The organism is Mesorhizobium sp. ANAO-SY3R2, from assembly GCF_042466635.1.
Classification (GTDB): domain Bacteria; phylum Pseudomonadota; class Alphaproteobacteria; order Rhizobiales; family Rhizobiaceae; genus Aminobacter.
The window spans coordinates 378,124-403,483 of sequence record NZ_CP159954.1 but is presented as its reverse complement, the minus strand read 5'-3'; the positions used below and the strand labels follow the sequence as shown (position 1 = coordinate 403,483).

Below are 25,360 nucleotides of genomic sequence, written 5' to 3'. Positions count from 1 at the left end.
GGGAACCGGAGCGAGCGGCAGCCATGCCGCCCGCAACAACTGTTTGGCCAAGCTTACATCTTGCACTCGGCTGCGTAGGCGTCGCCGTGGTCCTTGAACACCTCGCCGACGGTCTTCAGCACCGGCTTGCCGTCGGTGCCCTTTTCGACCCGGAGCGCGTACCAGTCCTGCACCGGGTGCTGGTTCGGACCGAATGCGAACTTGCCGCGAACCGACTCGAAATCGGCCTTGCGCAGTGCTGCGCGGAAAGCATCGGCATCGTCGATGTTGCCGCCCGTGGCCTTCAGCGCCGAAGCATAGGCCAGTGCCGCGTCATAGCCCTGGCTGGCGTAGTAGGTGACCGGACGGTTGTAGGTCTTGTTCCAGGCATCCATGAACTTCTTGTTGGCGGCGTTGTCGAAATCCGAGTTCCAGTGGCTCGACACGTTGAGGCCGATCGCGGCGTCGCCAACGGCAGCGAGCGTCACGCCGTCCATGGAAGGTTCGGCCACGACCATCGGGATTTCCTTCATCAGGCCCGACTGCTCGTACTGGCGCAGGAAGGTGATGCCGAGGCCACCCGGGTGGAACTGGAACACCACGTCCGGCTTGGCCGCGCGCACCTGGGCGAGTTCGGCCGCAAAGTCGGTCTGGTCGAGACGGGTGTAGATCTCGCCTGCGATCTCGCCCTTGAAGTAGCGTTTGAAGCCGGCGATGGCGTCCTTGCCAGCCTGGTAGTTGGGCGCCAGCACGAAGGCCTTCTTGTAGCCGAGATTGGTGGCGTTCTGGCCAGCGCTTTCGTGCAGGGAGTCGTTCTGCCAGGAGACGACGAAGTAGTTTTCGTTGCATTCCTTGCCGGCGAGGTTCGATGGCGCGGCATTCGGGCTGATGTAGAAGGCGCCGCTGTCGACGATATCGGGAACGGTTGCGCCGGCGACATTGGAGAAGACGATGCCGGTGAGCAGCTTGATGCCGTTTTCGCTCAGGAAGCGTTCGGCGATCTGCTTGCCCTGGCCGGGCTTGAGGCCGTCATCCTCGACGATCAGCTCGACCGGCACGCCGCCAAGCTTGCCGCCCTCCATGTCCATGGCGAGCTTGAAGCCGTCGCGCACATCCTGGCCGAGATAGCCGGCGGGGCCCGAAAGTGTCGTGATCATGCCGATCTTGACCGGGTCCGCGGCAGCTGCCGGCAAGGTAGCCAGCGCGGCGATGGATGCAGCGAGCATCGCTGTCTTGAAATTCATTACTCAGTTCTCCTCTTGGCGGCGCAATTCAGCGCGCATCGTTGCTTGCCGGTTGGCCGGTCGCCTCGATTTCAAGAGGCATGAACCGGAACGTAGCCGCTTCTGCCTTCAACCGGCCGAAGACAGGAGCGGGGAAATGGTAGGGAGCAAGTATGGTGTTGCCGGCTGCGGCTTCGTTCAGCAATGCCAGGCGCGTCGTGCGCGCCATCGCCGGATCCTCACAGAAGTTGCAGACGATGCCGTCATCGCCCAGCTGCAGCGGATGATGAATGGCATCTGCGAGGAACAGGACTTCGCCCTCCGCCGTTTCCAGCGACACCACCACCATGCCCGGCGAATGGCCGGGCGCGGGGCGCAGGCTGAGACCCGGCGCCACCTGAGCATCGGAGGGGACGGCCTCAAAGCCGACACTGCGAACGATGGGCAACACGCTATCTGCGAAGGCACCGTGCAATGTGTAGCCTTGCGGCTCCGCCTCGTGGACCGCCGTCCAGTAGGCGAGCTCGATCTCGGATACGACATAGCGGGCATTGGGAAAGGTCGGCCGCCAGGTTTCGCCTTCCCGCCTCGTGTTCCAGCCGACATGGTCGGCGTGCAGATGCGTGTTGATGACGATATCGACATTCTCGGGCGCAATGCCCAGGGCCGCGAGCGTGTCGAGGAATTTGGTCTCGCGGCGATGCCAGGCAAGGCGGTGCGGGCGTTCCTTGCCGTCGCCGATGCCGCCGTCGATCAAGGCGACGAAATCCGGTGTCTCGACGACATAGCAGTTGAAGCTCAGCGCAACCGTGTCGCCGGCGGGATCGACGGTGCCGGCCGGCGACCGTTCCTTGGCCGCCTCCAGGTCGGCGCGCGTCAAGCCGGCGAAAATCGCCTTGGCCGGCCAAGCGACATTGGCCATGTCTGGAATGCACGTCACCACGACCGGACCGGCCTCGAGCCGCTCCAGCTCGATGCCGAGTCCCGGAAGATGTCGCCTCACGACCTTCATCATCGGCCTCTTACAGCTCGCACTCGCCTGCGAACGGATCGCCATGCGCGCTCAGGAGCTGCTTGCGCGTTTTCAGCACCAGTTTGCCGGCGTCGTCGCGCACCACCTGCATGGCGTACCAGTCCTGCACCGGATGCTGGTTCGCACCGAAGCTGAAGGAGCCACGCGTCGTCTTGAACTCGGTTTTGAGCATCGCCGCCCGGAAGGCTTCGGTGTCTTCGACGTTGCCTTCGGTCTGCTTCAGCGCCGAAGCGATGGCGAGCGCGGTGTCGTAGCCCTGCGCCGCATACATGGTCGGCGTGCGCTTGTAGGTTTCTTCGAACTTCGCAACGAACGCGTGGTTGGTGTCGTTGTCGAGGTCGGTGTTCCAGGCGCCGGAAACATTCAGGCCTTCCGCCGCATCGCCGACAGCCTTGAGAATGGCGTGGTCCATCGACGGCTCGGCGATGACCATCGGCACCGAGCCGAGCAGGCCCGATTGCTGGTACTGGCGCAGGAACGCGATGCCGAGGCCACCTGGTTGGAACTGGAACACGACGTCGGGGTTTGCCGCCTTGATCTGCGCCATCTCTGCCGCGAAATCGGTCTGGTCGAGGCGCGTGTAGATCTCGCCTGCGATCTCGCCCTTGAAGTAGCGCTTGAAGCCAGTGATCGCGTCCTTGCCGGCTTGGTAGTTCGGGGCGAGCACGAAAGCCTTCTTGTAACCGAGGTCGCTGGCGTTCTGGCCAGCGCTGCCCTGCATCGTGTCGGTTAGCCAAGACAGGACGAAGTAGTTGGGATGGCAGCCCTTGCCGGCAAATTCGGAAGGGCCGGCATTCGGGCTGACGAAGATCGCGTCGGCGTCGACGATTTCCGGCACCGCGGCGCCGGCGACATTGGAGAAGACGATGCCGGTGAACAGCTTGACGCCTTCGTCGTTGAGGAACTTGTCGGCGATCTGGCGACCGCTGCCGGGCTTCAGGCCGTCATCTTCCACCAATACGTTGACCGGAACGCCGCCGAGCTTGCCGCCCTCCATGTCGATAGCGAGTTGGAAGCCGTCGCGCACGTCCTGGCCGAGATAGCCGGCAGGTCCCGAAAGGGTCGTGATCATGCCGATCTTGACCGGATCCTGCGCCAGCGCGCTCGAGGCGAACAGCGAAGCGGCCGCAAGGGCCAAAATGGAGGACGTCAATTTCATGCCTTGGAAATCCTAGGGTAAGCTGGTCCGCCGCATGGCGGCGGACCCTTTCTGAGGTGGGTTGGCTTAGAGCTTGACCCAGCCTTCCGGCGGTTCCTTGCCGGGATGGATGGAGCCGCAATTCGGGCAGGTGCGCGCCTTCTCGTCGGCGTAGAACGCCTGGTAGATCGGCGGGAGGTCGCGCACGATGCTCTTCAGCGTAACCTCGACGCGCTTGACCAGCGCGTTGCAGTCGAAGCAGTACCACTCGAAGGCGTCGAGCAGACCGTCGTTGCGCTTCGGCTCGACCACGAGGCCGATGGAGCCCTCCTGCGGGCGCTGCGGCGAGTGGCGGACATGTGGCGGCAGCAGGAAGATTTCGCCTTCGCGGATCGGCACGTCGTAGAAATTGCCGTTGTCCACCACCTTGAGCATCATGTCGCCCTTGAGCTGGTAGAAGAACTCCTCGACAGGATCGTCATGATAGTCGGTGCGCTTGTTCGGGCCACCGACCACCGTCACCATCATGTCGGCGTCTTCCCAGATCTGCTGGTTGCCGACCGGCGGCTTGAGCAGGTGCTGATGCTCGTCGATCCACTTCGAAAAGCTGAAGGCAGCTAGGCGTCGGGTCATGTCGTTCTCCTCCTGTTGGCGTCGGTGGTGCGGCTCAGGCCGTGGTCTTGAGGCCGCAGCTTTCGAAGGCTTTGCGGGTCACGCGCTTTTCTTCCTCGGTCAGTTCCAGCAGCGGCGGGCGAACCGCACCACCGGTTTGACCAAGCAACTGCTGCCAGTATTTCTGGTGCGAGTGCGGCTTCTCGGCGGGACGGGTGTCCTTGAGCGCGGCACGCACCGGGTCGAGACTGTCACGGATGCGCCGCGCTTCCTCGGTCTTACCGGCAAAGGCGAGATCAGTGTATTCGCGCATGCGCGTGTCATGCTTGGTCTGGATCAGGTAGGGCGGCGACGAGCAGAGATAGAGCTGCCAGTTGAGCTCGAGGATGTTGTCCAGCCATTCCTCTTCGGAAGCCGTGCTGACCAGGATGCGGTCGCCGGCCAGACGGGTCAATTCCTTGTACATCGGGCGCGGCACCGAGTACTTGATGGCGACGACGTTTTCGATGTCGGCGAGCTTGTTGCACAGCTCGGGGCTCATCAGGTAGCCGCTGTCGGGATGGCTCCACAGCGCAATGCCGATGTCGACCTTGTCGGCGATGGTGCGATAGTAGTTGAGCAGCGTCTCGTCCTGCTGCTTGAAGAAATGCAGGATCGGCGCATGCACGACAATGTAGTCGGCGCCGCATTTCTGGGCGTGCCTGGCGAGGTCGATGACCACGTCCACGTTCTGGTCGGAGCACGACATGATCGTCTGGGCGCGGCCGGCGCAGGCCTCGACGGCAAGATCGAAGCTGCGCTTGCGCTCGTCGAGCGACATCGAGAAGAACTCACCCTGCTTGCCGGCGATGAAGAAGCCGTCGATCTTGAGGTCTTCGATCCAGTGGTCGATGTTGCTGCGGAAGCCGTCTTCATCGACGGCGAGGTCTTGCTTGAACGGCATCAGGCCGGCGGCCCAGATGCCCTTCATGGTCGCCCTGGAATGGGCCTTGGCGTCTTTCTTGGCATATTTCATAGATTGTCCACCTGAGTTGGGCCGCCCGCATCGCCTTGCATTGCGAGCCAGATTTTTTCGCTGGTGAGAGGCATTTGTAGATCACGCGCGCCGAGCGGCGCGAGCGCGTCAGCGACCGCATTGAAGATCGCTGCCGGGATGCCGATGCAGCCGGCCTCGCCGACGCCCTTGACGCCGAGCGGGTTGGTCGGCGACGGCGTCTCGATCTTTTCGATGCGCACCGCAGGGATGTCTATGGCGCGCGGCACGGCATAATCCATCAGCGAGCCGGTCAAAAGCTGGCCCTCTTCGTCATAAACGATGCGCTCCATCAGCGCCTCGCCGAGCCCTTGTGCCATGCCGCCGACAAGCTGTCCGCGCACCAGCAGCGGGTTGAGGATGCGTCCGGCATCGTCGACCCACAACAGCTGTTCGATGGCGAGTTCGCCGGTGTCGCGGGAGGCGGACACCACGGCCAGGCAGCAACCGCTGGCCCAGGCCTCGCCATCGGCGTGAAACACTACCGAACTCGACAGAGCGTGATCCTTGGGTTCGCCGTTCGGCCCCAGCAACTGTTCGGCTAATTCACCCCAGCCGACTGACTGGCCGGCGCCATACCCGGCAATGACGCCGTGGTCGCCGAGAACCAGTTCGTCGACATCGCATTGCAACGCTTCGGCTGCCGCCTGGACGATCTGCTCGCGCAGTTCGTCGCAGGCGCGCACCATCGCGCCCCCGCCGATGGCCGTGCTGCGGCTGGCGAGCGCGCCGATGCCGGTCGGCACCGCCGCGGTATCGCCGTGCACGATGGTCACGCGGTCAGGTGAAACCTGCAATGCGTCGGCCACGATCTGCGCGAAGGCCGTCTCGCGGCCCTGGCCTTGCGCGCTCGAACCAGTTCCCGCCACGATGGTTCCATCGCGGCAGAGCGAGATGTTGGCGCTTTCCCAGCCCTGGCCGCAAGGCTCGATATAGAGCCCTACGCCTATGCCGACGACTTCGCCGGCTGCTCGACGCCGCGCCTGTTCGGCGCGCAGCCCCACGTAATCAGAGCATACGACGGCCTTGTCGAGCAGCAGTGCGTAGTTGCCGGAATCGAGCACCTCGCCGGTCGGCGTATCGTAGGGAAATGCACCCTTGTCGATAACGTTGCGGCGGCGGATTTCGATAGGATCGATGCCGAGCTCGCGCGCTGCCTCGTCCATCAGGCGCTCCATTAGCATCGTTGCCTCGGGGCGGCCCGCGCCGCGATAGATGCCGACCGCCGCGCCATGCGACAGGAAGCCCTTGATGTCGATGTCGACCGTGTCGAGAGCATAAGGCCCGGGCAGGATGCGCCCGGCGTTGCGTGCCGGCACCACCGCGCTGAACGGCATCCAGTTTCCCTGCTGGAACGATAGTTGCGCGCGCATCGCCAGCATCATGCCGTCCGCGTCCAGCGCAAGCTCGCCATGGGTCGTGCCGCCGCGCCCATGCGATGCCGCTAGCAATTCGTCGCCGCGCGTCGAGCACCATTTGACCGGCCGCCCAAGGGCTTTCGACGCCCAGGCGACCATCGCGTCCTCGGGATAGATCGAGGCCTTGCCGCCAAACGCGCCGCCGACGTCGGGCGCCACCACCCTGACCTGCGCCAGCGGCAGCCCAAGAATGCGGGAAAGATCGTCGCGTGCGCGGTGTGGCGTCTGTGTCGACAGCCAGGCGGTCAAAAACTCGCCTTCGAACGTTGCAAGTGCCGCCCGCGGTTCGAGCGCCATTGGCGCCACCAGCGAATGCTTGACCGTGACGCTGACGACATGGGCGGCCCTGGCGAAAGCTTCGTCGACATCGCCGGCCTGCCACTGATGCGACAGCACCTGCTTGCGTTCGTCGCCGGCAAGCAGCGGCAATGGTTCGATGTCGATTTCGACGAGCTGGGCGGCATCCCTCGCTGCGGCAAGCGAAGTCGCCACCACCGCCACGACCGGTTGGCCGGCGGCGCTGACAGTGTCGCTGGCCAGGAGTTGCATCGGCATCGGCTCGATATCGGTCAGCAGAAAATTGATGGCCGAAGCACCGAGGCCATGAAGGTCCGAGGCATCGAATATGGCGACGACTCCGTCGGCCTCGCGCGCGGCCTCGATATAGATGCCAAGGATCTTGCCGTGGCCGACCTGGCTGCGGACGAATTCGAGATGCAGGCAGCCGTCCGGCAGATGGTCGTCGACATAGGCGCCGCGCCCGGTCACCAGGCGTCGGTCCTCGCGCCGGCGGACGCTGCGGCCCATCCAGCTACTCGCCGCTTCACCAATGCTGCCGGCTACGTTCAACAAATCCTCCACGTCGCGCCCGTATCGAGCGCGCCTCACCTCACGGCGCAGAAAACACCGCCGGCATCTATATAACAATCGTCATTCGTGCTATTAATTGATATGAAATGACGATAAATGCGGGCGCGCCGTGAAAATCACCATCAAGCAGATCGAGAGCTTCCTCGCCGTCGCCGATCTGGGCAATTTCTCTCGTGCCGCAAAACGGCTCAATACGGCCCAGCCGGCGCTTTCGCAGGCAGTCAAGGATCTCGAGGCCGAGCTTGCCGTGCGCCTGTTCGACCGCACCACGCGCCGCGTCGAGCTGACCGATGCCGGCCGTGAATTCCGCAACTCGGCCGCCAAGGCGCTGGAGGAACTGGAGCATGCGGTGGAAAGCGTGCACGAACTGGCCGAGCGCCGGCGCGGACGCCTGCGCATTGCCGCCCCGCCGCTGCTCGCCGCCGTTGTCCTGCCGCAAGCGATCGCCGAGTTCCAGAAGCGGTTTCCAGGCATTTCGATCCAGCTCGACGACGTCGGCACCGAGCAGATCGTTGACAGTGTGCGCAGCGGCAAGGCCGATTGCGGGCTCGGCACGTTTTCGCCGGCGGAGGAGGGCATCGAGCGCGTACCGCTGGTGCGGGACAGCCTGATGCTGTTTTGCGATCATCGCAGCCCGTTGAACGGTGCAACTACGGTGCGCTGGCGCGAACTTGAGGACCAGCCACTGATCACGCTGACACGCGACAGCGGCATCCGTTTGTTGGTCGAGATCGGCTTCGAAGCGAGCGAAATTGCGCTCAAGCCTGCCTATGAGGTCAGCCAGGTCACGACCGCCATAGCGCTTGTCGAGGCCGGCCTCGGCGTTGCCGTGCTGCCCACCTATGCGCTTGCGGCAGCACGCTATCGCAAGGTGGCGGGCAAACTGCTCACCGATCCGAACATCTCGCGCGAAGTGGTGATGATCCACGCCACCGGCCGGTCGATCTCGCCGGCCGTCTCGGCTTTCGCCGGTGTGGTGCGGCGCTATGCGCAGCAGTTGACGCCACGCGAGACGAGCTAGCTGTTGATGAGATTGACCAGTGCGCGCGACAGCACGGTTTCATCAGAGGCAAGATCGAGCAGCACGTCGAAGTGATTGCGGCCGGCAATCTCGATCAATTGCGACTGGAAGCCGGCCTGCCGCCACAGCCGGTCATATTCGTTGGACTGGCGCTTGAAGCCTGCCGGTTCGCCGTCGGCATAGGCGACCACGATCGGGCAGCCGACAGCAGGTATGTTGACTGCAGGGCTGAGCGACTCGATCTGCGACGCGCCGAGCAACAGCCAGTCCTGCACGAAGGAATTGGCGATCGGCGCCAGATGGAACAGGCCGCTGATCGGCATTGCCCCCTTGATCACGTCTTCGGGCACGCCGAATTCTTCGTGCCAGCCGCCGGCCAGAACAGTGCCGGTCAGATGGCCGCCGGCGGAACTGCCGCCGACAAAGATGCGCTCCTGATCGATGCCGTAGCTACGTCCGTTCTGCCACAGGAAGCTCACTGCCGCGCGAACCTCGCGCACGATTTCCGCCAGCGTGACATCAGGCGCCAGCCTGTAGTCGACCACGACGGTGGCGATGCCATGACGGGCGAGCATCGCAGCCATGAATGCGGAATCGTGCTTCGACAGCATGCGCCAGTAGCCGCCATGGATGAAGACGAAGACCGGGCGCGGTTCCGGCCCGGTGCCATAGATATCGACCGTCTGGCCGCTCGCGGCGTCGTAGACGACATCGAGATGCGCAGCATGGCTGCGCATCTCGTCCGAGCGGCTGCGATAGTTGCGCATCTCGGCCTCGAACACTTCCGGCGTCACCGAGGCGCGCGCGCTGTAGTCGCGGTCGATGGTCTCTCGCGGCCAGTTGGCTTCTTCGGCAAGCACGCTCATGCAGGGCTCCGGCAGATGTCGTGGACGTTCGGCTTAGCTGATGAAGGCGCGGATGGTGTCGGCCACGGCTTTCGGCTGTTCCAGCGTCGGGAAGTGCGTCTTGCCGGGCAGCTTGTTGGGCTTGTACCAGTCATTCTTAGCCGCGAAGTCGATCTGCGCCTGCGCGTATTCCGCTTCGAACGGCTGCGAATAGATGTGGGTGATCGGGCGGTGCTCCTTGAGGGCCAGCATGCGCTGCATCGGATTGCCCCACTTGCGATAGGCCTTGGCGATCTCGCGCCCCGAACGCGCCCACATCTCGAAGCTGTAGTTGGCCATCTCGTTGTTGACGTGATTGACGATGTCCTGGTTTTCGGTGTCGCCGATCCAGTAGTTGAAGAAGTCGCCGAGGCCGTTTTCCCAGTTGGTGCGATCCTGGATGTGGTCGATCATGCGGAAGAAGTCTTCGTTCGGCGTGGTCTGGATCCAGTCGATGACAACCGAGCGCGGAATGCGCGCGGTGCCAAGCCGATCGGTGATCACCATATTGGCCCAGCCGCCATGCGAGGTCGATACCGGCACGACCTTGTCGATGTTCATCTTGTCGAGGAAGGCGACGACGTCGGACGCCTGATCGTCGACCGTGAAATCGCCATCATGGGTGCGATGTTCGCCATGGCCGCGCCAGTCGACACGGATGACGCGGTTGGTCCTGGCGAGTTCGGGCACGAGCGTCTTGAACAGGCGGTGGTCCTGGCACCAGCCCGACAACAGCAGCAGCACCTCGCCCTCACCGGTCTCGTCATAGGAGAGGGTGTTTGCGCCGATCTGGATGGATTTCATCTGTAGACTCCGAAACATGGCGGGCCGCTCGCAGCGTCCCTGAATGATCACTAAGGGGGGGATTAGGCTAGTGCTTCGGTCGCGGTCGGTGCGTGACGTGCGGTCTTCATGCGCTCCGCGCCGATCTCTCGGCTCTTGCCGGTGATCTTCAGCACCTGCGAACGCACGTCGTCGGGCCAGAAGTTCATGTCGCCGAGGCGCTCGGCGGTATCCTGCGTGTGCTCGGTCATCGGGCGCTCGCGCGCTTCCCAGTCGGCCAGCGCCTGCACGACATCGGCACTTTCGCTGACGGCGGCGGCAAGGCCGAGGCCATTCATCAAGGCGCAACCGCCACCCTGTCCGAGATAGGGAGGCATGGCGTGTGCGGCATCGCCCAGGATCGCGACGCGGCCCTTGCTCCACTGCTTGAGCTTGACCACCTCGAAGGCATCCCAGCGGCCGGCATCGCCGAACCGGGCGACGAGATTGGCGAGATGCGGGAAGGATTCGGTCCACAGCTTGCGGTCTGCCGGCACCTTGAGTGCGGCCGCATCGTCGGCGGCACAGCACAGCGCGACATAGAGGTCGGCAGCGCTCGCCGGCGTATAGAGGATGCGGCGCGTGCCGGTGAAATATTCGATGTAGCGCTCGCGGTCCTCTGCCGGCACGTCGGCGTCGTTGCGCGAGATCAGCATGCGGATCGCGCCGTAGCCGAGATGTTTGCGATACATCATCAGGTCGAGCGAATCGCGGATCTTGGAGTTGATGCCGTCGGCACCGACGATCAGGTCGGCCTTGCGCTTCGAACCATCGGCCAGCAGCAGTTCGCCTTCCGGCGTTGCCCCCACGGCTTCAGAGTTGGTGAGGATCTCGACGCCGCTTTTGCGGCAGGTGTCGACCAGCGAGTTGATCAGTTGCTCGCGCAAGATGGTGATCAGCTTGGCGTCGCCATGACCATTGATGGGGATTTCCTCCATCGTCGTGTTGTTGTGGTCGCGGGTGTGGAACTGCGGGCCGATATGGGCGCCGACGGTCGCCTGGTCGTAGGCGCCGATGGCCTGGAGCACGCGTAGCCCGTTGCTCCAGATATAGATGCCGGCACCGAAGGTCCTCAGCGTCGGCGCACGCTCGTGCACGGTTACCGACCAGCCGCGCTGGGCCAGTGCCGCGGCTGTGGTCAGGCCGCCAATCCCGGCGCCCGCGATCTCTGCGCGGCGTCCGGCTTCGGATTTTTGCATCATGTTGTGAATTTCCTCCCCGTGCGGCATCTGCTGCCGACGATTGCGGCGAGGCCGCGACCGGGCGACCTCAGGCCAAAATACCTCCCAGAACCGGCAGCGCTCCGAGCGCGGCTGGCGTCTCTCGGGGCAAAGGTTTCAGCGAACCGACATTCAGACAAGTGAATTCTGTGGAAATTTCTATGAGGATTTGGAATATCAAATTCCGTATCTCCACTTGAGAAACAAGGCCGCGATGAAGCTCGTCACCAGCCGTCTCACAATTCGTCATCTGCGCATGGTCGTGGCCATCGTCGAGGAAGGCAACCTCGTGCGCGCGGCCAAGCGGCTGAACATGACCCAGTCGGCGGTGACCAAGGCATTGCAGGAGGTCGAGGCGCTGACCAAGGCCAGGCTGTTCGACCGGACCAATCGCGGCGTGGTGGCGACGATGTTCGGCGATACGCTGGCCGAGCACGCGCGCCTTGTCATCACCCAGTTGGCGCATGCCGAGGAACATTTGGCCGATCTGCGCGACGGCACCGGCGGACGCGTGGCGATCGGCACCTTGCTTTCCGCGTCCGCCGAGCTGTTGCCGACCGCGATTGCGCGCCTGCGCAGGGAACGCCCGAAGCTGGTGGTCAAGATCGTCGAAGGCACCAACGACGTGTTGATCCCGGCTCTGCGGGCCGGCGAGCTCGACATGGTGGTGGGACGACTGTCGGAGCAGCGCGACCGGCTCAATGTGGTGCAGGAAGTGCTGATGGACGACATCGCCTGCGTCGTCGCCCGTCGCGGCCATCCTTTGGCCGAGCGATCCTATGTCAGCCTCGCCGACCTGATCGGCTGGGAATGGATCCTGCCTCCGCAGGAAACCAGCATGCGCCGGCAGATCGACATCGCTTTCCGCGAGGAGGGGCTCGAGCCGCCGTCGCACGCCGTGGACTCGGTTTCCCTGCTCACCAACCGCGCTTTGCTCGTCGATGCCGACTATCTCGGCGTGTTCCCCGCGCAAGTTGCGCGCCGCGAGGCGGCAGCCGGCGCCATCACCATCCTGCCCGTGACGTTGCGCGCAACCGCCATGCCGATCGGCATCACCACCCGCACCAACGCGCGGCTGTCGCCCGCCGCCGAGGTTCTGGTCGAGACCTTGCGGCGCACGGCTGCCGATCTCGCGTCATGACGTATCAGTAATCGACGAGCGGCCGATATTCCTTCCCGTCATGTCTGGATGACGAGTTTTCCATTTACCGCGCCTTCGATTGCGCCACCTTCTGCGGCTGGACAACACCGTGGAGGAGCAGCGTGTTGTGTCTGCGATCACTGACCCAAGGCGAAGACCGACGCACGAGCGCCGGCGTCCTTGCCGCGGAACCGATGGATGATCGCATGCCTCGCTGCGACCTCTTCTTCATATTTCGTTTGTCCGCCGGAAGGTGCTGCTGGAGGCCGTGATCGGGAGTCACGCCAGTCGTATCCAGCCGGCGGAGAACATTCACGGAGAGGAAAGTAGCAAATGCATTTCAAGGGAATTCTGTCGGCCGCAATTCTGGCCCTGAGCGTGAGCGCGGCCTATGCCGAAGATCCGCTCAAGATCGGCATGATCACCACGCTGTCCGGTCCGGCCGGCTATCTCGGCCAGGACATCCGTGACGGCTTCCAGCTCGCCATCGACGCCAACAAGGGCCAGCTTGGCGGCAAGGCGGTTGAACTGGTCGTCGAGGACGACTCCCTGAAGCCCGGCAACGCCAAGCAGATCGCCGACAAGATGCTGTCCGAACAGGGCATCAAGCTGTTCACCGGCATGGTCTTCGCCAATGTCGCCTTCGCAGCACTGCCCGACATCCTCGACAATGACGCGGTCTATGTCAGCGCCAACACCGCCTCGGCGACCTTTGCCGGCAAGGAGTGCCACCCGAACTACTTCGTCAGCTCCTGGCAGGATGACAGCCAGGGCGAAAGTGCTGGCGCACTCGCCCAGTCGCTCGGCTACAAGAAGGCCTTCCTGATCGCGCCGAACTACCAGGCCGGCAAGGAAACGATGGGCGCCTTCAAGCGCTTCTACAAGGGCGAGGTTGTCGGCGAAACCTATACCGGTCTTGACCAGACCGACTTCGCCGCCGAGATGGCGCAGATCCGCGCCGCCAAGCCCGACGTCGTCTATGAGTTCGAGCCCGGTGGCCTCGGCATCGCCTTCATGCGCCAGTACCAGCAGTCGGGCCTGCTCAAGGACATCCCGATGGTCGTGCATCCGGCGTCGCTCGACCAGGTCATCGTCCAGGCGGTCGGCGACGCGGCGGCCGGCGTCAAGGTCACCAGCCACTGGAACGACGACTTCGACAATCCGGTCAACAAGGCCTTCGTCGAAGCCTGGCGCGCCAAGTTCGGCGATCGCCCGATCACCTACTATGCAGCGCAAGGCTATGACGCGGCACTACTGATCGGCGCGGGTCTTGAGAAGAGCCCTGCCGGCGTCGAAGACGTCCCGGCGTTCCGCAAGGCGCTGCTGACCTCGGAAATCCCCTCGGTGCGCGGCCCATTCAAGTTTGGCCCCAACCAGCATCCGGTGCAGGACTGGTATTCGCTCAAGGCTGAAAAGGGTGCCGACGGCAAGATGGTGCTCAAGACCGACGGCAAGGTGCTGACCGCACACAGCGACAGCTACGCCGCCGACTGCAAGATGCCTGCTGCCGACTGACGCCGGTTTGATACTCCGCCACCAGCCAAGACGCACCACGCCTTGGCAGGTGGCGGAGCCATTGAAGGACTGTTCGGCGGCGCCGGTTTTCAGGCTCGGTCCTGTGATCGCCGCTGCCGCTCTGGCCGGTTCAAGCCGGTCGCCGGCTCTTCCCGCTATGGCGGCGTAAGAGCCTCAGCGAGTGCGCGAAACGAGCCCCATTGCGGCGCGAAACAGGATGCCGTCCGGCTGCGCCAGGGTGGTGCTGATCTCGAAATGGTTCTGGCCTTCGGCGACGATGAGTTCGCTGACTTTGCCGGCGTCGAGCAGGCCAGCGTGGAATGCTTTGGCATGCCGGCGATATTCGTCGGTCTCGCCGTCACCGTAGGCGACGATCATCGGGCAGTCGATGCGCGACAGGTGGCGCATCGGGCCGAACGCCTGCACCTCCTCGCCGCTCAATTGCAGATAGGTCCCGCGTGCGCTCAGCATCGGGCCCTCCAGGTCGTAGGCGCCGCTGGCGCAGATCGCGCCCTTGACGGTGTTGGGGGCTATTTCGCCATCGTCGCAAAGTGAGGTCAGTGCAGCGGCCACGAGATGTGCGCCGGAAGAATGGCCGACGACGAAAAGCCGATCAGCATTGCATCCATATTCTGCAGCATGCCGCGACAGCCAGCCGATGCTGCGGCGCACCTGCGCCACCATTGCCGGCAGCCGGGCGTTGGGGATGCTGGCGAAGTCGAGCACGGCGAAATTGATGCCGGCACCGACGAACGCTTCGGCAGCGTAGGCGCTGTCCATGCGGTCGAGCGAACGCCAGGCACCGCCATGCACGTAGACGACGAGCGGCGCCCCAGCTTCGCGCGCCGGAAACAGGTCGATCCGCTCGAGTGGTGCCTCGCCATAGGCAAGATTGTGGCACCGCAGCCTGTCATGAGCCGCGAGGCTCGCTGTACGATACCAGGCAATGATTTCGTCGGCGTTGGGCGCCCAGGCACCCTGGTTGTAGTTGAGGTCGAGCCGCGCCTGATCGTAGTCGAGGAAGACGGCGGCAGGTTTCGATTGGTTCATGTCCAGCCTGCTTTTCGCGTTCGGACGCCGGATGGGCGGCTATTGACGGTGCACGATACGCCCGTCGACGATGGTCAGTTCGGACCCGATCCGGGCCAGTTGGTCGGCCGGGCAGGTCAGCGGATCGGCCGACAAGACTGCGAGGTCCGCGAGCTTGCCCGCGGAGATGGAGCCCTTGTCGGCCTCCTCGAACGTGAGTGCGGCACCACCGAGTGACGCGCATTCGAGCGCTTCCTCGCGGGTCAACGCCTGGTCGGGAGCGATCAGCGCACCCAGGCGGTCGCGCCGGTTGACGGCGTGTGCGATCGAATGAAACAGGCTGAGGGGAACGTTGTCGCTGCCAAACGAGATCGGCACGCCGGCATCGCGCAGCGAACGCAGTGGCACGATCTCGCTGGCACGCTCCTGGCCCAGTTTTTCGACCAGTTCGCTGCCGCGCTTGTAGAGATAGGCTGTGAGATGGGTGGTGACGGCGAGGCCGAGATCGGCGACCTGCCTTATCTGGTCGGGCGTGAGGCTGACGATGTGTCCCAGCACCCAGCGCTGGTCCGAGAGCGGGGCGATTTGGTCGACCTCGGCGAACAGGTCGAGCATGTTCGGCAGGATGCCGACGGCGCGGATGCCGTTGCGCGCGGCTTCGACGAGTACGGTCTTGAGCGCATCGCGCGGCAGCGACGAGTTGTAGTGGAAGCCGGCCCATCCCGTCTGGGGAAAGGCTGCGCTGCGCAGGTCGCGTTCGACCGAATTGTCGATCTCGCCATAGAGCCCCGCCATGCCCAGCCATTCGTCGCCCAGACCGCGGCCGGCGAGCCAATGGCCCCAGGATTGCAGCAGGGCGCGGCAGTCGTCGGGCGAGGTCGAACCCCAGGCTGGGCTGAAGATCATCGAGGCGCGCACCGTCTGCCGGCCCATTGCTCGCACCTGGCGGTAGGCGTCGAGTACCTCGGAGGCAACGCCGTGGCCCTCGAACACGCTGGTCGTGCCGGCGCGGTTGTAGGCCTGCATCGAGGCCGCCAGCGCCGACACGCGCTCTGCAGGCGTGAAGTGCGGTGCCTGCCGCATCAACGAGAGTTCGACAACCGGCATCTTGTTGGTTTCGATGAAGATGCCGTTCGGTTCGCCGGTTGCCTCGTCGCGGCAGATCTCGATGGAAGACGTCGGCGCTACGGTCGCCGCATCGATGCCGGCGAGCCGCAGCGCTGCACTATTGGCGATCGAGACCAGCGGCAGCGTCGAGCGCCAATAGCCCCAGATCGAGCGGATATAGACTGGGTTGTCGGGCGCTGCGCGGTCGAGGTCCCAGCGGTTGGGGAAGCGATTTTCGGCGATGCCCGACAGCACGTCCTCATAGCTCGGCGGCTCGCCGATCGGCATGGTCACGATCCACTCGCCCGGCTTCTTGTCACGGGCAATGGCTGCGATCTTTTCGACGATGTCTTCGATCGAGCGTGCGCCGGCGAGCGACGGCAGCGTGCTCTTGAGCCCCTCGCGGTCCATATGCGCGTGCCCGTCGATCAGTCCGGGCACCACGGTGCGGCCGGCAAGGTCGATGACCTGCGTTTCGGTTTCCGCAAGTGCGGCGATCGTCTCCGACTTGCCCAGTGCGGCAATGCGCGACCCGGCAATGGCCATGGCCTCGTGAATTCCATCTTCCCCGAGGATCCGGCCGTTCAGCAGCACGATCGTCGGACTGCAGGTGGGAAACGCGATGGTCATGCAATTCCTCAAAACATGTTTGCGACGGATGTCGCTGAAAAAGGGCCCGGACGTTTCGCAGGGCAGGGGTGGCTTCAATGTGGCTTGCTGAAGTCCGCCACCGAAAAGACCTGCTTGGTCAGCTCTATGTGGGCACCAAGCAGTGCAACGGCCTTGTCGACATCATGGTCTAGGGCGGCGTTCATCAGTTCCGTGTGCGGCTCGATCGCTAGCGCATCGCGGAGCGAATGGAATGCAGCGCTGTCGCGCCATTCCGGGCCCTTCGATGCGGCCAGGCCCGGCGTGATCGCCAGGATGCGATGATGGCGGCGCAACTGGTCCTTGATCTGGACATAGAAGCGCATCAGCCACTGCGACTTACTGGCGGCCAGCAGCGCATGATGAAAGGCCTCATGCCGCTCCTCCCAGTCGCTGATCACCAGTTCTTCCGGGTTCTCGACCGGCGGCTTGCAGCGCGACAGGCGGAAATGCGCGGCAACCAGCTGGGTTTCCCACTCTTCGTCGCCATTGGCGATCGATTCGGCCAGCATCGGCAGCTCGACGAGGCGACGGGCATTGGTCAGATCGCTCAGCTCGGCCATCGAGACCGGTGCAACGGTGTAGCCCTTGTTGGCGCTCGATATGACCAGATGCTCCGCCTCCAGCCGCGACAGCGCCTCGCGCAGGGGCGTCCAGCCGATGCCATAGGCATCGCGCAGTGCGCCGAGCTTCAAAGGGGCGCCGGGCTGCAGGCGGGTTTCCAGGATTTCCTGCCGCAAGGTTCGATATGCGGTCTCGGTCTTGGTAGCGACCTCACTGTCGTCCATCAATGTCCCTCATATAATCCTGCCTTGTATATATAACATTCCATGATGTCGCCAATTATATATATCTGTTGACATCTTCGATATCTCGCAGCCATGATCGTTTCCGAAGGGGCGCCATCGACTGCGTCCGCAGCGACGACAGCCGAGGGCATGATGAATCAGGCGGTATCAATGAAGCTGGCCAGCGTGCCGCGCGAGATCGAGCAGCGCGACGCGGCCGACCCGCTGCGTCATCTCCGCGCCCGCTTCCATCTCCCGCAAGGCAGGGTCTATCTCGCCGGAAATTCGCTCGGCCCAGCGCCGATCGCGGCGTTCGAAGAAGTCGACACCGCCTTGCGCAAGGAATGGGCCGAGGGGCTGGTCGGCAGCTGGAACGAGGCCAACTGGTTCACCCTGACCGACGAGTTGGGCGATCGCATCGGCGCACTCATCGGTGCGGCCAAAGGCCAGACGGTCGCTTGCGATTCGACCTCGATCAATGTCTACAAGGCGTTGCAGGCAGGGCTTTCACTTCGCCCCGGGCGCACGACCGTCGTTGCCGAAAGCGCCAGCTTCCCGACCGATCTCTATGTCGCGGAAGGCGTTGTCGCCGGCCATCCTGATGTCGAGCTGCTGCTCGAGGGCGTGGACGGACCAAGGATCGAAGACCTGATCGACGAGCGCACGGCCGTCGTTCTGGTCAACCATGTCGACTACAAGACCGGCGAGCTGCGCGACATGGCGGCATTGACGCGGCGCATTCACGAGGCCGGCGCGATCGCGGTCTGGGACCTGTGCCACAGCGCCGGGGTGATCGAGGTTCTGCTCGACGAGGCTGAGGCCGACTTCGCTGTCGGTTGCACCTACAAATATCTCAATTGCGGCCCGGGTTCGCCGGCCTTCATCTATGCCGCTGCACGTCACCATACGACCATGCGCCAGCCGCTTTCAGGCTGGTGGGGCCATGCCGCGCCGTTTGCCTTCGAGACCGGCTATCGCCCCGACTCCGGTGCGCGCCGGCTGCTTTGCGGCACGCAGCCGATCCTTTCGCTGCGCGCGCTCGGCGCCGGCCTGAGTGCCATCGAAGACGTCGACATGGCCGACATCCGCGCCAAGAGCCTGGCCTTGACCGGGCTGTTCATGGATCTGGTGGAGGACGCTTGCCGCGCGCATGGCGCGACGATCGTGACACCGCGCAAGGAGGCGGCGCGTGGCAGCCATGTGTCGATCACTTTCGCGGATGGCTACGCCGTGGTGCAGGCGCTCATCGCCCGCGGCATCATCGGCGACTTCCGCGCGCCGGACATGATGCGCTTCGGCTTCGCGCCGGCCTATCTGAGCTTTGCCGACACCTATCAGGCGGCGACCGCATTCATCGACGTGCTGACGAGCGGAAGCTGGCGCGATCCGCGCTATTCCAGAAAGCGCGCGGTGACCTGAAGCCTGCGCGCCCGACGGGGCGCCAATCATTCCGGTAGCACCGGATCGCGCCGTCCGGGAGTGGCGGCGGCAACTCTCTGCGGTGGCACGGGGCGATCTGCCCGGGCGCAAGCGCAGATCACGATGGGAGGAACAGAAATGAACGACCTACTCAGGAACGGCATCGCCGGGGCGATGCTGCTTGCAGCGACTGCCGGCATCAGCGTGCCGGCACAGGCCGGTGCTACCCTCGACGGCATACGCCAGCGTGGCGAAGTCGCCTGTGGCGTCTCAACCGGCATCGGCGGCTTCTCGATTGCCGACAGCTCGGGCCAGTGGACCGGCCTGACGACGGATTTCTGCCGGGCCGTCTCGGCGGCGGTTCTCGGCGACGCCGCCAAGGAGAAATTCGTTCCGCTCAGCCCGCAGCAGCGCTTCACCGCGCTTCAGTCCGGCGAGGTCGACATGCTGACCACCGTCGCCACCTGGACGCTGACGCGCGATGCCTCGCTCGGCCTGCTTTACGCCGGTGTCTATTTCTACGACGGCCAGGGCTTCCTGGTGCCCAAGTCGCTCGGGCTCAAGAGCGCGCTCGAACTCGACGGCGCCAGCATCTGCACCGCCACTGGCACCACCAGCGAGCTCAACATCGCAGACTATTTCCGTGCCAACGGCAAGAAGTTCACCCCCGTGGTGTTCGAATCGCAGAACGAAGCCCGCGCCGCCTTCTTCAGCGGCCGCTGCCAGGCCTTCTCGGCCGACATGTCCTACCTGTCTTCGGTGCGCGCCTCGGATGCGCCCAATCCTGACGAATGGCAGATCCTGCCCGAGTCTATTTCCAAGGAGCCGCTCGGCCCGGTGGTCGGGCGCAACGATCTGGACTGGTACACCATCGCCAAGTGGACCCTGTTTGCCCTCGTCGAGGCAGAGGAAAAGGGCATCACCTCGGCCAATGTCGACACCATGAAGGAAAGCCAGGATCCCGGCATCCAGCGCCTGCTCGGCACCTCGGGCGACATGGGCGAAAAGCTCGGCCTCGACGCCGCCTGGGCCTATCGCGCCATCAAGCGGGTCGGCAACTACGGCGAGATCTTCGAGCGTAATGTCGGCACCAAGACGCCGCTTGCCATGGAGCGTGGCAACAACGCGCTGTGGACGCAGGGCGGACAGATGTATCCGATGCCCGTGCGCTGAAACGATGACGGGCGCTACCCAATCAATGCGCATCGCGGGAGGCTGGAGCGATCCGGCCTTTCGCGGCATCGTCACGCAGGTGCTGGTGCTCGCGCTCGTCGCCGGCATCGTCGCCTTCCTGGCAATCAATCTGATCGGCAATCTCGAAGAGCGCTCGATCCGGACCGGCTTCGGTTTCCTCTGGCAGGCTGCAAATTTCGAGATCGGCGAGAGCTTCATCGCCTATGATGGTCGCGCCACCTATGGTGCGGCACTGCTGGTCGGCCTGCTCAACACTTTGGTCGTGGCCGTGCTCGGCATCGTGTTCTCGACGGTTATCGGCCTGGTGGTCGGCATAGCCAGCCTGTCGCGCAACCCGCTCGTCAGCCCTCTCGCCACCACCTATGTCGAACTCATCCGCAACGTGCCGCTGCTGCTCCAGCTTTATGTCTGGTATGCGGTGCTGACCCAGATGCTGCCTGCGGCCACCGATGCGCCGCAGCTCTTGCCGGGTCTCTATCTCGCCAAGAGCGGCGTGCATTTCCCGGTCCTGCGCTCCGGCTCCGGACTTGTCGTCGCCGCCCTGGTCATTGGCGCCATCGCCTCTTTTGCCTACGCCTTCTGGTCGCGCCGCCGCGCCGATCTCACCGGGGCGCCCGCATTGCTGTGGCCAAGGCTGCTCCTGCTGCTGAGCCCACCACTAGCGGCACTGGCCTACATTGCAGCGAGCACGCCCTTCGACGTGCCGAGCCCAACGCGTTTCGGCTTTTCGGGCGGCGGCCTCGTGACCCCCGAACTGACCGCGCTGCTGGTTGGCCTGTCGCTGTACAACGCTGCCTTCATCGCCGAAATCCTGCGCGCCGGAATTCTGTCCGTTCACAAGGGCCAGTCGGAGGCCGCGGCCTCGCTCGGGCTCAGCCGCAGCCAGACGATGCGCTTGGTGACCCTGCCGCAGGCAATGAAGGTCGCCGTGCCGCCGCTCGCCAGCCAGTACCTCAACCTCGCCAAGAACACCTCGCTCGCCATTGCGATCGGGTTCCCTGACCTGATGTCGATCGGCAATACGATCATCAACCAGACCGGCCAGGCAGTCGAGGTCATCGCCATCCTGATGGCCGTTTACCTGTCCATGAGCCTTTCGATCTCGGCCTTCATGAACTGGTACAATGCGCGTGTCGCGCTGGTCGGTGTGAAATGAGCGCGACTGCCCTCAAGCTGCGCCACCGCCTGTTCGGAACAGTCGGCAATTCGTTGCTGACGCTGGCCATGCTGGCCGCCTTCGTGGCCTTCGTTCCGCCGCTGCTGCGCTGGGCCGTCACCGATGCGACATGGGCTGCCGCCACCCCGGAGACCTGTCGCGCCAATGGCGGGGCCTGCTGGGCCTTCGTCCACGAAAAGTACCGGCTGATCCTGTTCGGCCGCTACCCATACGAACAGCAGTGGCGGCCGCTCACCGCCCTCGCACTGGCCATCACGCTGGTGCTGGCCAGTTGCTCGCTGCGCTTCGGCTGGCGCACGGTGGTGGCAGGCTGGGCAGCCGGTGTCGTGACGATCATCGTGCTGATGCGCGGCGGCGTGCTAGGTCTCGACTATGTGCCGACCGATCTGTGGGGTGGATTGCCGCTGACCGTCTTCCTGGCCCTGGGCGGTATCGTCGGCGCCTTCCCGCTGGCGGTGGTCCTGGCGCTTGGCCGGCGCTCGCGTCTGCGCCTGGTCAAGGCGATCTGCGTCGCCTTCATCGAAATGGTGCGTGGCGTGCCGCTGGTCACCGTGCTGTTCATGGCCTCGTTCATGATCCCGCTGTTCCTGCCCGGAAAGGTGCAGGCCGACGCGTTGCTGCGCGCGCTGGCCGCCATCACCCTGTTCAGCGCCGCCTATCTCGCCGAAGCCATACGCGGTGGCCTGCAGGCCGTGCCCGAGGGGCAGGACCAGGCAGCCGAAGCGCTTGGCCTGACCTATTGGCAGACTTCGCTCCTCGTCATCGTGCCGCAGGCGTTACGCCATGCCATCCCGGCCATGGCCAACCTGTTCATCGGCCTGTTCAAGGACACCTCGCTGGTCGGCATCGTCGGTCTCACCGATCTGCTTTTGGCGACCAAGCAGGCGCTCGGCGATCCGCAATGGCGCAGCTTCGCCATGGAGGGCTACATCTTCGTGGCGCTCATCTATGTCGCGTTCTGCTTCTTCATCTCGCGCTACAGCCGCTCCCTCGAACGGAGATTGCGACGCGACCACGGCTAGCCGAGAGCCGATACGACCCCGGACCGGCTGGGACCCATCTTGCCGGTCCGATGCTGGAGGACGTCGGTGCTGGCCATGCTCGACCGACGGCCGGTTTCAGAGCTTGTTGACCGGAACCTTGAGGAAGGTCTTGCCGTCCTTGTCGGCGGGCGGAAGCTTGCCGGCGCGCATGTTGACCTGAAGCGAGGGGATGATCAGTTTCGGCATGGCGAGCGTCTTGTCGCGCGCCTCGCGCATCTTCACGAACTCGTCTTCGCTGGTGCCCTTGCCGACATGGATGTTGTGTTCCTTCTCGGCGGCGACAGTCGTTTCCCACTGGATGTCGCGGCCGTTCGGACCGTAGTCGTGGCACATGAACAGCCGCGTCTCTCCGGGCAGCGCCAGTACGCGCTGGATGGAGCGGTAGAGCGTGCGGGCATCGCCGCCGGGGAAATCGGCGCGCGCCGATCCGCCATCGGGCATGAACAGCGTATCGCCGACGAAGGCGGCATCTCCGACGACATGGGTCATGCAGGCGGGCGTATGGCCCGGCGTGTGGAGCACATGCACGGTCATCGTGCCGATCGTGTAGCTGTCGCCGTCCTTGAACAGCCGATCGAACTGGCTGCCGTCGCGCTGGAATTCGGTGCCTTCGTTGAAGATCTTGCCGAAAGTGTCCTGGACGATGGTGATATTCTCGCCGATCCCGAGCTTGCCGCCGAGCTTTTCCTGGATGTAGGGCGCCCCCGACAGGTGGTCGGCATGGACGTGGGTCTCGATCAGCCATTCGAGCTTCCAGCCCTTTTCCTGGATGAAGGCGACGATCCTGTCGGCACCGTCATGGGTGATGCGGCCGGCCGCATAGTCGATGTCCATGACGGAATCGACCACGGCGCAGGCATTCGAAGCAGGATCCCTGACGATGTAGCTGATCGTGTTGGTCGGCGCATCGAAGAAGGCGATGACCTCCGGCTTGACCGACAGGTCGGGCGTGAAAGCGAACAGCTCGGACATTGCGATTGTTCCTGTTGTGTTGGGGCTCAGGCCGATTCTTTGGATGTAGCGCGCCGATCGGTTGCATTGCGAACAATGCAGATCATGGTTCAGCCCCGCTAGGTTGCGGAAGCGCCCACCGAGGCGCAGAAGAGTTGGTGCATGGTGGCGATGAAGACCTCGACGCGGGGGTCGGCGAGTCTATAAAAGACCTGCTTGCCGTCCTTGCGCCCGACGATCAGTTCGGCTTCCCTGAGTTCCGCGAGCTGCTGGGAAAGTCCCGGTTGGCGAATACCCAGCAAGTCTTCCAGTTCCCTGACCGAACGTTCGCCATCGACGAGCGCGCAGGCGACCAGAAGGCGGTCGGGGTTCGACAGTTTCTTGAGGAAGGCCGACGCCTCGTCGACGTTGGACTTCAGATCGGCAGCTTCGCAGGACAGCCGTGACATCGGTGCACCCTAATTCTGGGCCGCCATCGATGGGCGGTTGTTGGTGGCAGGTTTCATGTTGCGTCGCACTGTTGGCGGCAGCCGGTGCGCCCGAAGATCGACTTGGCCGGGCAGATGGATGTCAGGCCGCTCAATAGCGGTACGAGGCCGACAAGTCCCCACCACCGCGCATTGCCCTCGACAAAGACGGTCAGCGACAACAGCAGCAAGCCCGCAGCGATCCTCAGAATCCGTTCGATGCCTTTGACGTTCTTGGTCATGAGTTACCCCCTTTGTGTCATGTTATCCACTACGTATCTTTGAATGCAAAAAAACGCAAGTGAAATATTGCAATTGATTTTGGGGCGTATCAACTGGCGGTGCGATTGGTCAGATTCTGGTGCTAGCGCGGCCGAAGGCTGAGCCTTTTGGCTCAGCTGCTCTGGCGCTGCAGCAGCATGAAGCGTGTGTCGATGATCTGCGGCGCGGCCGCCTCGGGGCGCCTGATGCGCTCGAGGATCAGGCGCGCTGCCTCGCTCCCGATCAGGTCGCCCGAGGGCCGCACCGTGGTCAGCGGCGGGTTGCAGGTGGCGCTGAAGCTCATGTCGCCGAAGCCGACGAGGGCCAGTTGTTCCGGTATCTTGATGCCGCGTCGCTGGCACTCGAACAGCGCGCCGAGCGCGACAAGATCGTTGGAGCAGGCGACGGCATCAGTATCGGGGTATTGCTCGAGCATCTGCGCCAGGAGCATCGAGCCGACCTCGGCACTTGCCGGGGCAGGGTGCTGGATCATGTCGACGCTTATGCCCGCGCTGTTGCGCGCGCAGTGCAGGAAGCCCTCGCTACGCTGTGTGGCGCGTTGGTCTTCCTGAAGGCGCGCGCCGAAGAACAGGAGCTTCTTTCGGCCCCTGGCGATCAGGTGCGAGGCGACGGCGGCGCCGGCCTGTTCGTGGTGGAAGCCGACGGCAATGTCGAGCGGCTGGCCGCCCAGTTCCCAGATCTCGACGACCGGCACCTTGCTGGCGCGCAGCAGCTTTTGCGTGACCGCGCTGTGCGACAGCCCGGTCAGCACGATTGCGGCAGGGGCCCAGGAAAGTGCTGCGCGGACGAGGTTCTCTTCCTCGCGCTCGGAATATTCAGTGTGGCCAAGCAGTACGTGCAGGCCCTCTTTGCCCAGCTCGAGCTGCAGCGCCGAGACCGTCTCGGCAAAGAACGCGTTGCGCACCGACGGCACGATGATGCTGACGGCGCGGGACGATGCTGCTGCCAGACCGCCGGCGACGAAACTCGGCACATAGTTGAGGTCGTCGATGGCATGGGCGATTCGCTTGCCGATGGCGGGCGATACTTCGGCCGGACGGCGCAGATAGAGCGAGACGGTCGACGGCGAGACATCCGCCTTTTCAGCCACGTCGTTCATTGTTACCCGCTGCATCTTGCGACGAGTCCGGGCTGGCTTGAAGGGCGGCAAACCGTCGGGTTTCATTCGAATTTACACTCAAAATAGCAGCGCTGCGATTGTGGCGAACTCTAGCTTATTTGCTATGTCGTAGCAAACATTCAAGCATAATTTATTGAATGTATTGAAATATTCGTATCGCCTTCGATCTTGTTTCGTCGACGCCATAGGTGAAAATTACGGGGGGTTGAGTTTGCGATTTCGTAGC

General features: G+C 63.9%; 23 protein-coding genes. 7 read left to right on the top strand and 16 right to left on the bottom strand.

Going from position 1 to position 25,360, the window contains the following annotated elements; genetic code table 11:
• Positions 1-53: 53 nt before the first annotated feature.
• The 6 genes from ABSY17_RS04650 to ABSY17_RS04625 all read right to left on the bottom strand — a co-directional run bounded on the left by ABSY17_RS04650 (position 54) and on the right by ABSY17_RS04625 (position 7,285).
• Entirely contained in the window at positions 54-1,223 is a 1,170-nt protein-coding gene (locus tag ABSY17_RS04650) for an ABC transporter substrate-binding protein (protein WP_378942122.1), read from the bottom strand.
• Positions 1,224-1,251: 28 nt separating this feature from the next.
• Positions 1,252-2,205, bottom strand: a complete 954-nt coding sequence (locus ABSY17_RS04645) for an MBL fold metallo-hydrolase (RefSeq protein ID WP_378942120.1) — start codon at positions 2,203-2,205, stop codon at positions 1,252-1,254.
• Positions 2,206-2,224: 19 nt separating this feature from the next.
• The gene (locus tag ABSY17_RS04640; protein ID WP_378942117.1) at positions 2,225-3,394 is read right to left on the bottom strand and encodes an ABC transporter substrate-binding protein; all 1,170 of its coding nucleotides are present in this window, start codon (positions 3,392-3,394) and stop codon (positions 2,225-2,227) included.
• 66 nt (positions 3,395-3,460) lie between these two features.
• Entirely contained in the window at positions 3,461-4,006 is a 546-nt protein-coding gene (locus ABSY17_RS04635; protein ID WP_378942115.1) for a 3-hydroxyanthranilate 3,4-dioxygenase, read from the bottom strand.
• 34 nt (positions 4,007-4,040) lie between these two features.
• Positions 4,041-5,000, bottom strand: coding sequence for a dihydrodipicolinate synthase family protein (locus ABSY17_RS04630; protein ID WP_378942113.1), 960 nt, complete (start codon positions 4,998-5,000; stop codon positions 4,041-4,043).
• On the bottom strand, positions 4,997-7,285 hold the full coding sequence (locus ABSY17_RS04625; protein WP_378942110.1) for a xanthine dehydrogenase family protein molybdopterin-binding subunit: 2,289 nt from the start codon (positions 7,283-7,285) through the stop codon (positions 4,997-4,999). Before ABSY17_RS04625 ends, ABSY17_RS04630 begins: the two co-directional genes overlap by 4 nt.
• A 130-nt stretch (positions 7,286-7,415) precedes the next feature.
• Here ABSY17_RS04625 and ABSY17_RS04620 point away from each other — a divergent pair, with 130 nt between their 5' ends.
• On the top strand, positions 7,416-8,327 hold the full coding sequence (locus ABSY17_RS04620) for a LysR family transcriptional regulator (RefSeq protein ID WP_378942108.1): 912 nt from the start codon (positions 7,416-7,418) through the stop codon (positions 8,325-8,327).
• On the opposite strand, the gene ABSY17_RS04615 is transcribed toward ABSY17_RS04620, so the two are convergent.
• The 3 genes from ABSY17_RS04615 to ABSY17_RS04605 form a co-directional block, all read right to left on the bottom strand.
• Positions 8,324-9,193, bottom strand: a complete 870-nt coding sequence (locus ABSY17_RS04615) for an alpha/beta hydrolase (RefSeq protein ID WP_378942105.1) — start codon at positions 9,191-9,193, stop codon at positions 8,324-8,326. The two genes, ABSY17_RS04620 and ABSY17_RS04615, sit on opposite strands and share 4 nt — an antisense overlap.
• Before the next feature lie 33 nt (positions 9,194-9,226).
• Positions 9,227-10,015, bottom strand: coding sequence for an alpha/beta fold hydrolase (locus ABSY17_RS04610; RefSeq protein ID WP_378942103.1), 789 nt, complete (start codon positions 10,013-10,015; stop codon positions 9,227-9,229).
• Positions 10,016-10,077: 62 nt separating this feature from the next.
• Entirely contained in the window at positions 10,078-11,235 is a 1,158-nt protein-coding gene (locus ABSY17_RS04605) for an FAD-dependent oxidoreductase (protein WP_378942101.1), read from the bottom strand.
• A 232-nt stretch (positions 11,236-11,467) separates the two neighbouring features.
• Between ABSY17_RS04605 and ABSY17_RS04600 the strand changes: the two genes are divergently transcribed.
• Positions 11,468-12,394 (top strand): LysR family transcriptional regulator, encoded by a 927-nt coding sequence (locus tag ABSY17_RS04600; RefSeq protein WP_378942098.1) that lies wholly within the window; start codon positions 11,468-11,470, stop codon positions 12,392-12,394.
• Between the two features lie 333 nt (positions 12,395-12,727).
• Positions 12,728-13,909 carry an ABC transporter substrate-binding protein gene (locus ABSY17_RS04595; protein WP_378942096.1) on the top strand — a complete coding sequence of 394 codons (1,182 nt, stop codon included), beginning with the start codon at positions 12,728-12,730 and terminating at the stop codon, positions 13,907-13,909.
• Between the two features lie 174 nt (positions 13,910-14,083).
• On the opposite strand, the gene ABSY17_RS04590 is transcribed toward ABSY17_RS04595, so the two are convergent.
• From ABSY17_RS04590 to ABSY17_RS04580, 3 genes are all read right to left on the bottom strand, one after another.
• Positions 14,084-14,959: an alpha/beta hydrolase gene (locus ABSY17_RS04590; protein WP_378942094.1), complete on the bottom strand. Its 876-nt coding sequence runs from the start codon at positions 14,957-14,959 to the stop codon at positions 14,084-14,086.
• 39 nt (positions 14,960-14,998) lie between these two features.
• The gene (locus ABSY17_RS04585) at positions 14,999-16,675 is read right to left on the bottom strand and encodes an amidohydrolase (RefSeq protein ID WP_378942092.1); all 1,677 of its coding nucleotides are present in this window, start codon (positions 16,673-16,675) and stop codon (positions 14,999-15,001) included.
• Positions 16,676-16,749: 74 nt separating this feature from the next.
• Positions 16,750-17,481 (bottom strand): GntR family transcriptional regulator, encoded by a 732-nt coding sequence (locus ABSY17_RS04580; RefSeq protein WP_378942089.1) that lies wholly within the window; start codon positions 17,479-17,481, stop codon positions 16,750-16,752.
• Positions 17,482-17,652: 171 nt separating this feature from the next.
• Here ABSY17_RS04580 and kynU point away from each other — a divergent pair, with 171 nt between their 5' ends.
• From kynU to ABSY17_RS04560, 4 genes are all read left to right on the top strand, one after another.
• On the top strand, positions 17,653-18,900 hold the full coding sequence (gene kynU / locus ABSY17_RS04575; RefSeq protein WP_378942087.1) for a kynureninase: 1,248 nt from the start codon (positions 17,653-17,655) through the stop codon (positions 18,898-18,900).
• 138 nt (positions 18,901-19,038) lie between these two features.
• Positions 19,039-20,073: an amino acid ABC transporter substrate-binding protein gene (locus tag ABSY17_RS04570; RefSeq protein WP_378942084.1), complete on the top strand. Its 1,035-nt coding sequence runs from the start codon at positions 19,039-19,041 to the stop codon at positions 20,071-20,073.
• A 25-nt stretch (positions 20,074-20,098) separates the two neighbouring features.
• Positions 20,099-21,250 carry an amino acid ABC transporter permease gene (locus ABSY17_RS04565; protein WP_378942082.1) on the top strand — a complete coding sequence of 384 codons (1,152 nt, stop codon included), beginning with the start codon at positions 20,099-20,101 and terminating at the stop codon, positions 21,248-21,250.
• Positions 21,247-22,293: an amino acid ABC transporter permease gene (locus tag ABSY17_RS04560; RefSeq protein WP_378942079.1), complete on the top strand. Its 1,047-nt coding sequence runs from the start codon at positions 21,247-21,249 to the stop codon at positions 22,291-22,293. The genes ABSY17_RS04565 and ABSY17_RS04560 overlap by 4 nt, the downstream gene beginning before the upstream one ends.
• Positions 22,294-22,389: 96 nt before the next feature.
• On the opposite strand, the gene ABSY17_RS04555 is transcribed toward ABSY17_RS04560, so the two are convergent.
• From ABSY17_RS04555 to ABSY17_RS04540, 4 genes are all read right to left on the bottom strand, one after another.
• The gene (locus tag ABSY17_RS04555; RefSeq protein WP_378942077.1) at positions 22,390-23,286 is read right to left on the bottom strand and encodes an MBL fold metallo-hydrolase; all 897 of its coding nucleotides are present in this window, start codon (positions 23,284-23,286) and stop codon (positions 22,390-22,392) included.
• Between the two features lie 98 nt (positions 23,287-23,384).
• Positions 23,385-23,714 (bottom strand): ArsR/SmtB family transcription factor, encoded by a 330-nt coding sequence (locus ABSY17_RS04550; RefSeq protein WP_378942074.1) that lies wholly within the window; start codon positions 23,712-23,714, stop codon positions 23,385-23,387.
• A gap of 53 nt (positions 23,715-23,767) precedes the next feature.
• Positions 23,768-23,974 (bottom strand): DUF2892 domain-containing protein, encoded by a 207-nt coding sequence (locus ABSY17_RS04545; RefSeq protein ID WP_378942072.1) that lies wholly within the window; start codon positions 23,972-23,974, stop codon positions 23,768-23,770.
• A gap of 152 nt (positions 23,975-24,126) precedes the next feature.
• Positions 24,127-25,113: a LacI family DNA-binding transcriptional regulator gene (locus ABSY17_RS04540; protein WP_378942070.1), complete on the bottom strand. Its 987-nt coding sequence runs from the start codon at positions 25,111-25,113 to the stop codon at positions 24,127-24,129.
• Positions 25,114-25,360: the final 247 nt, after the last annotated feature.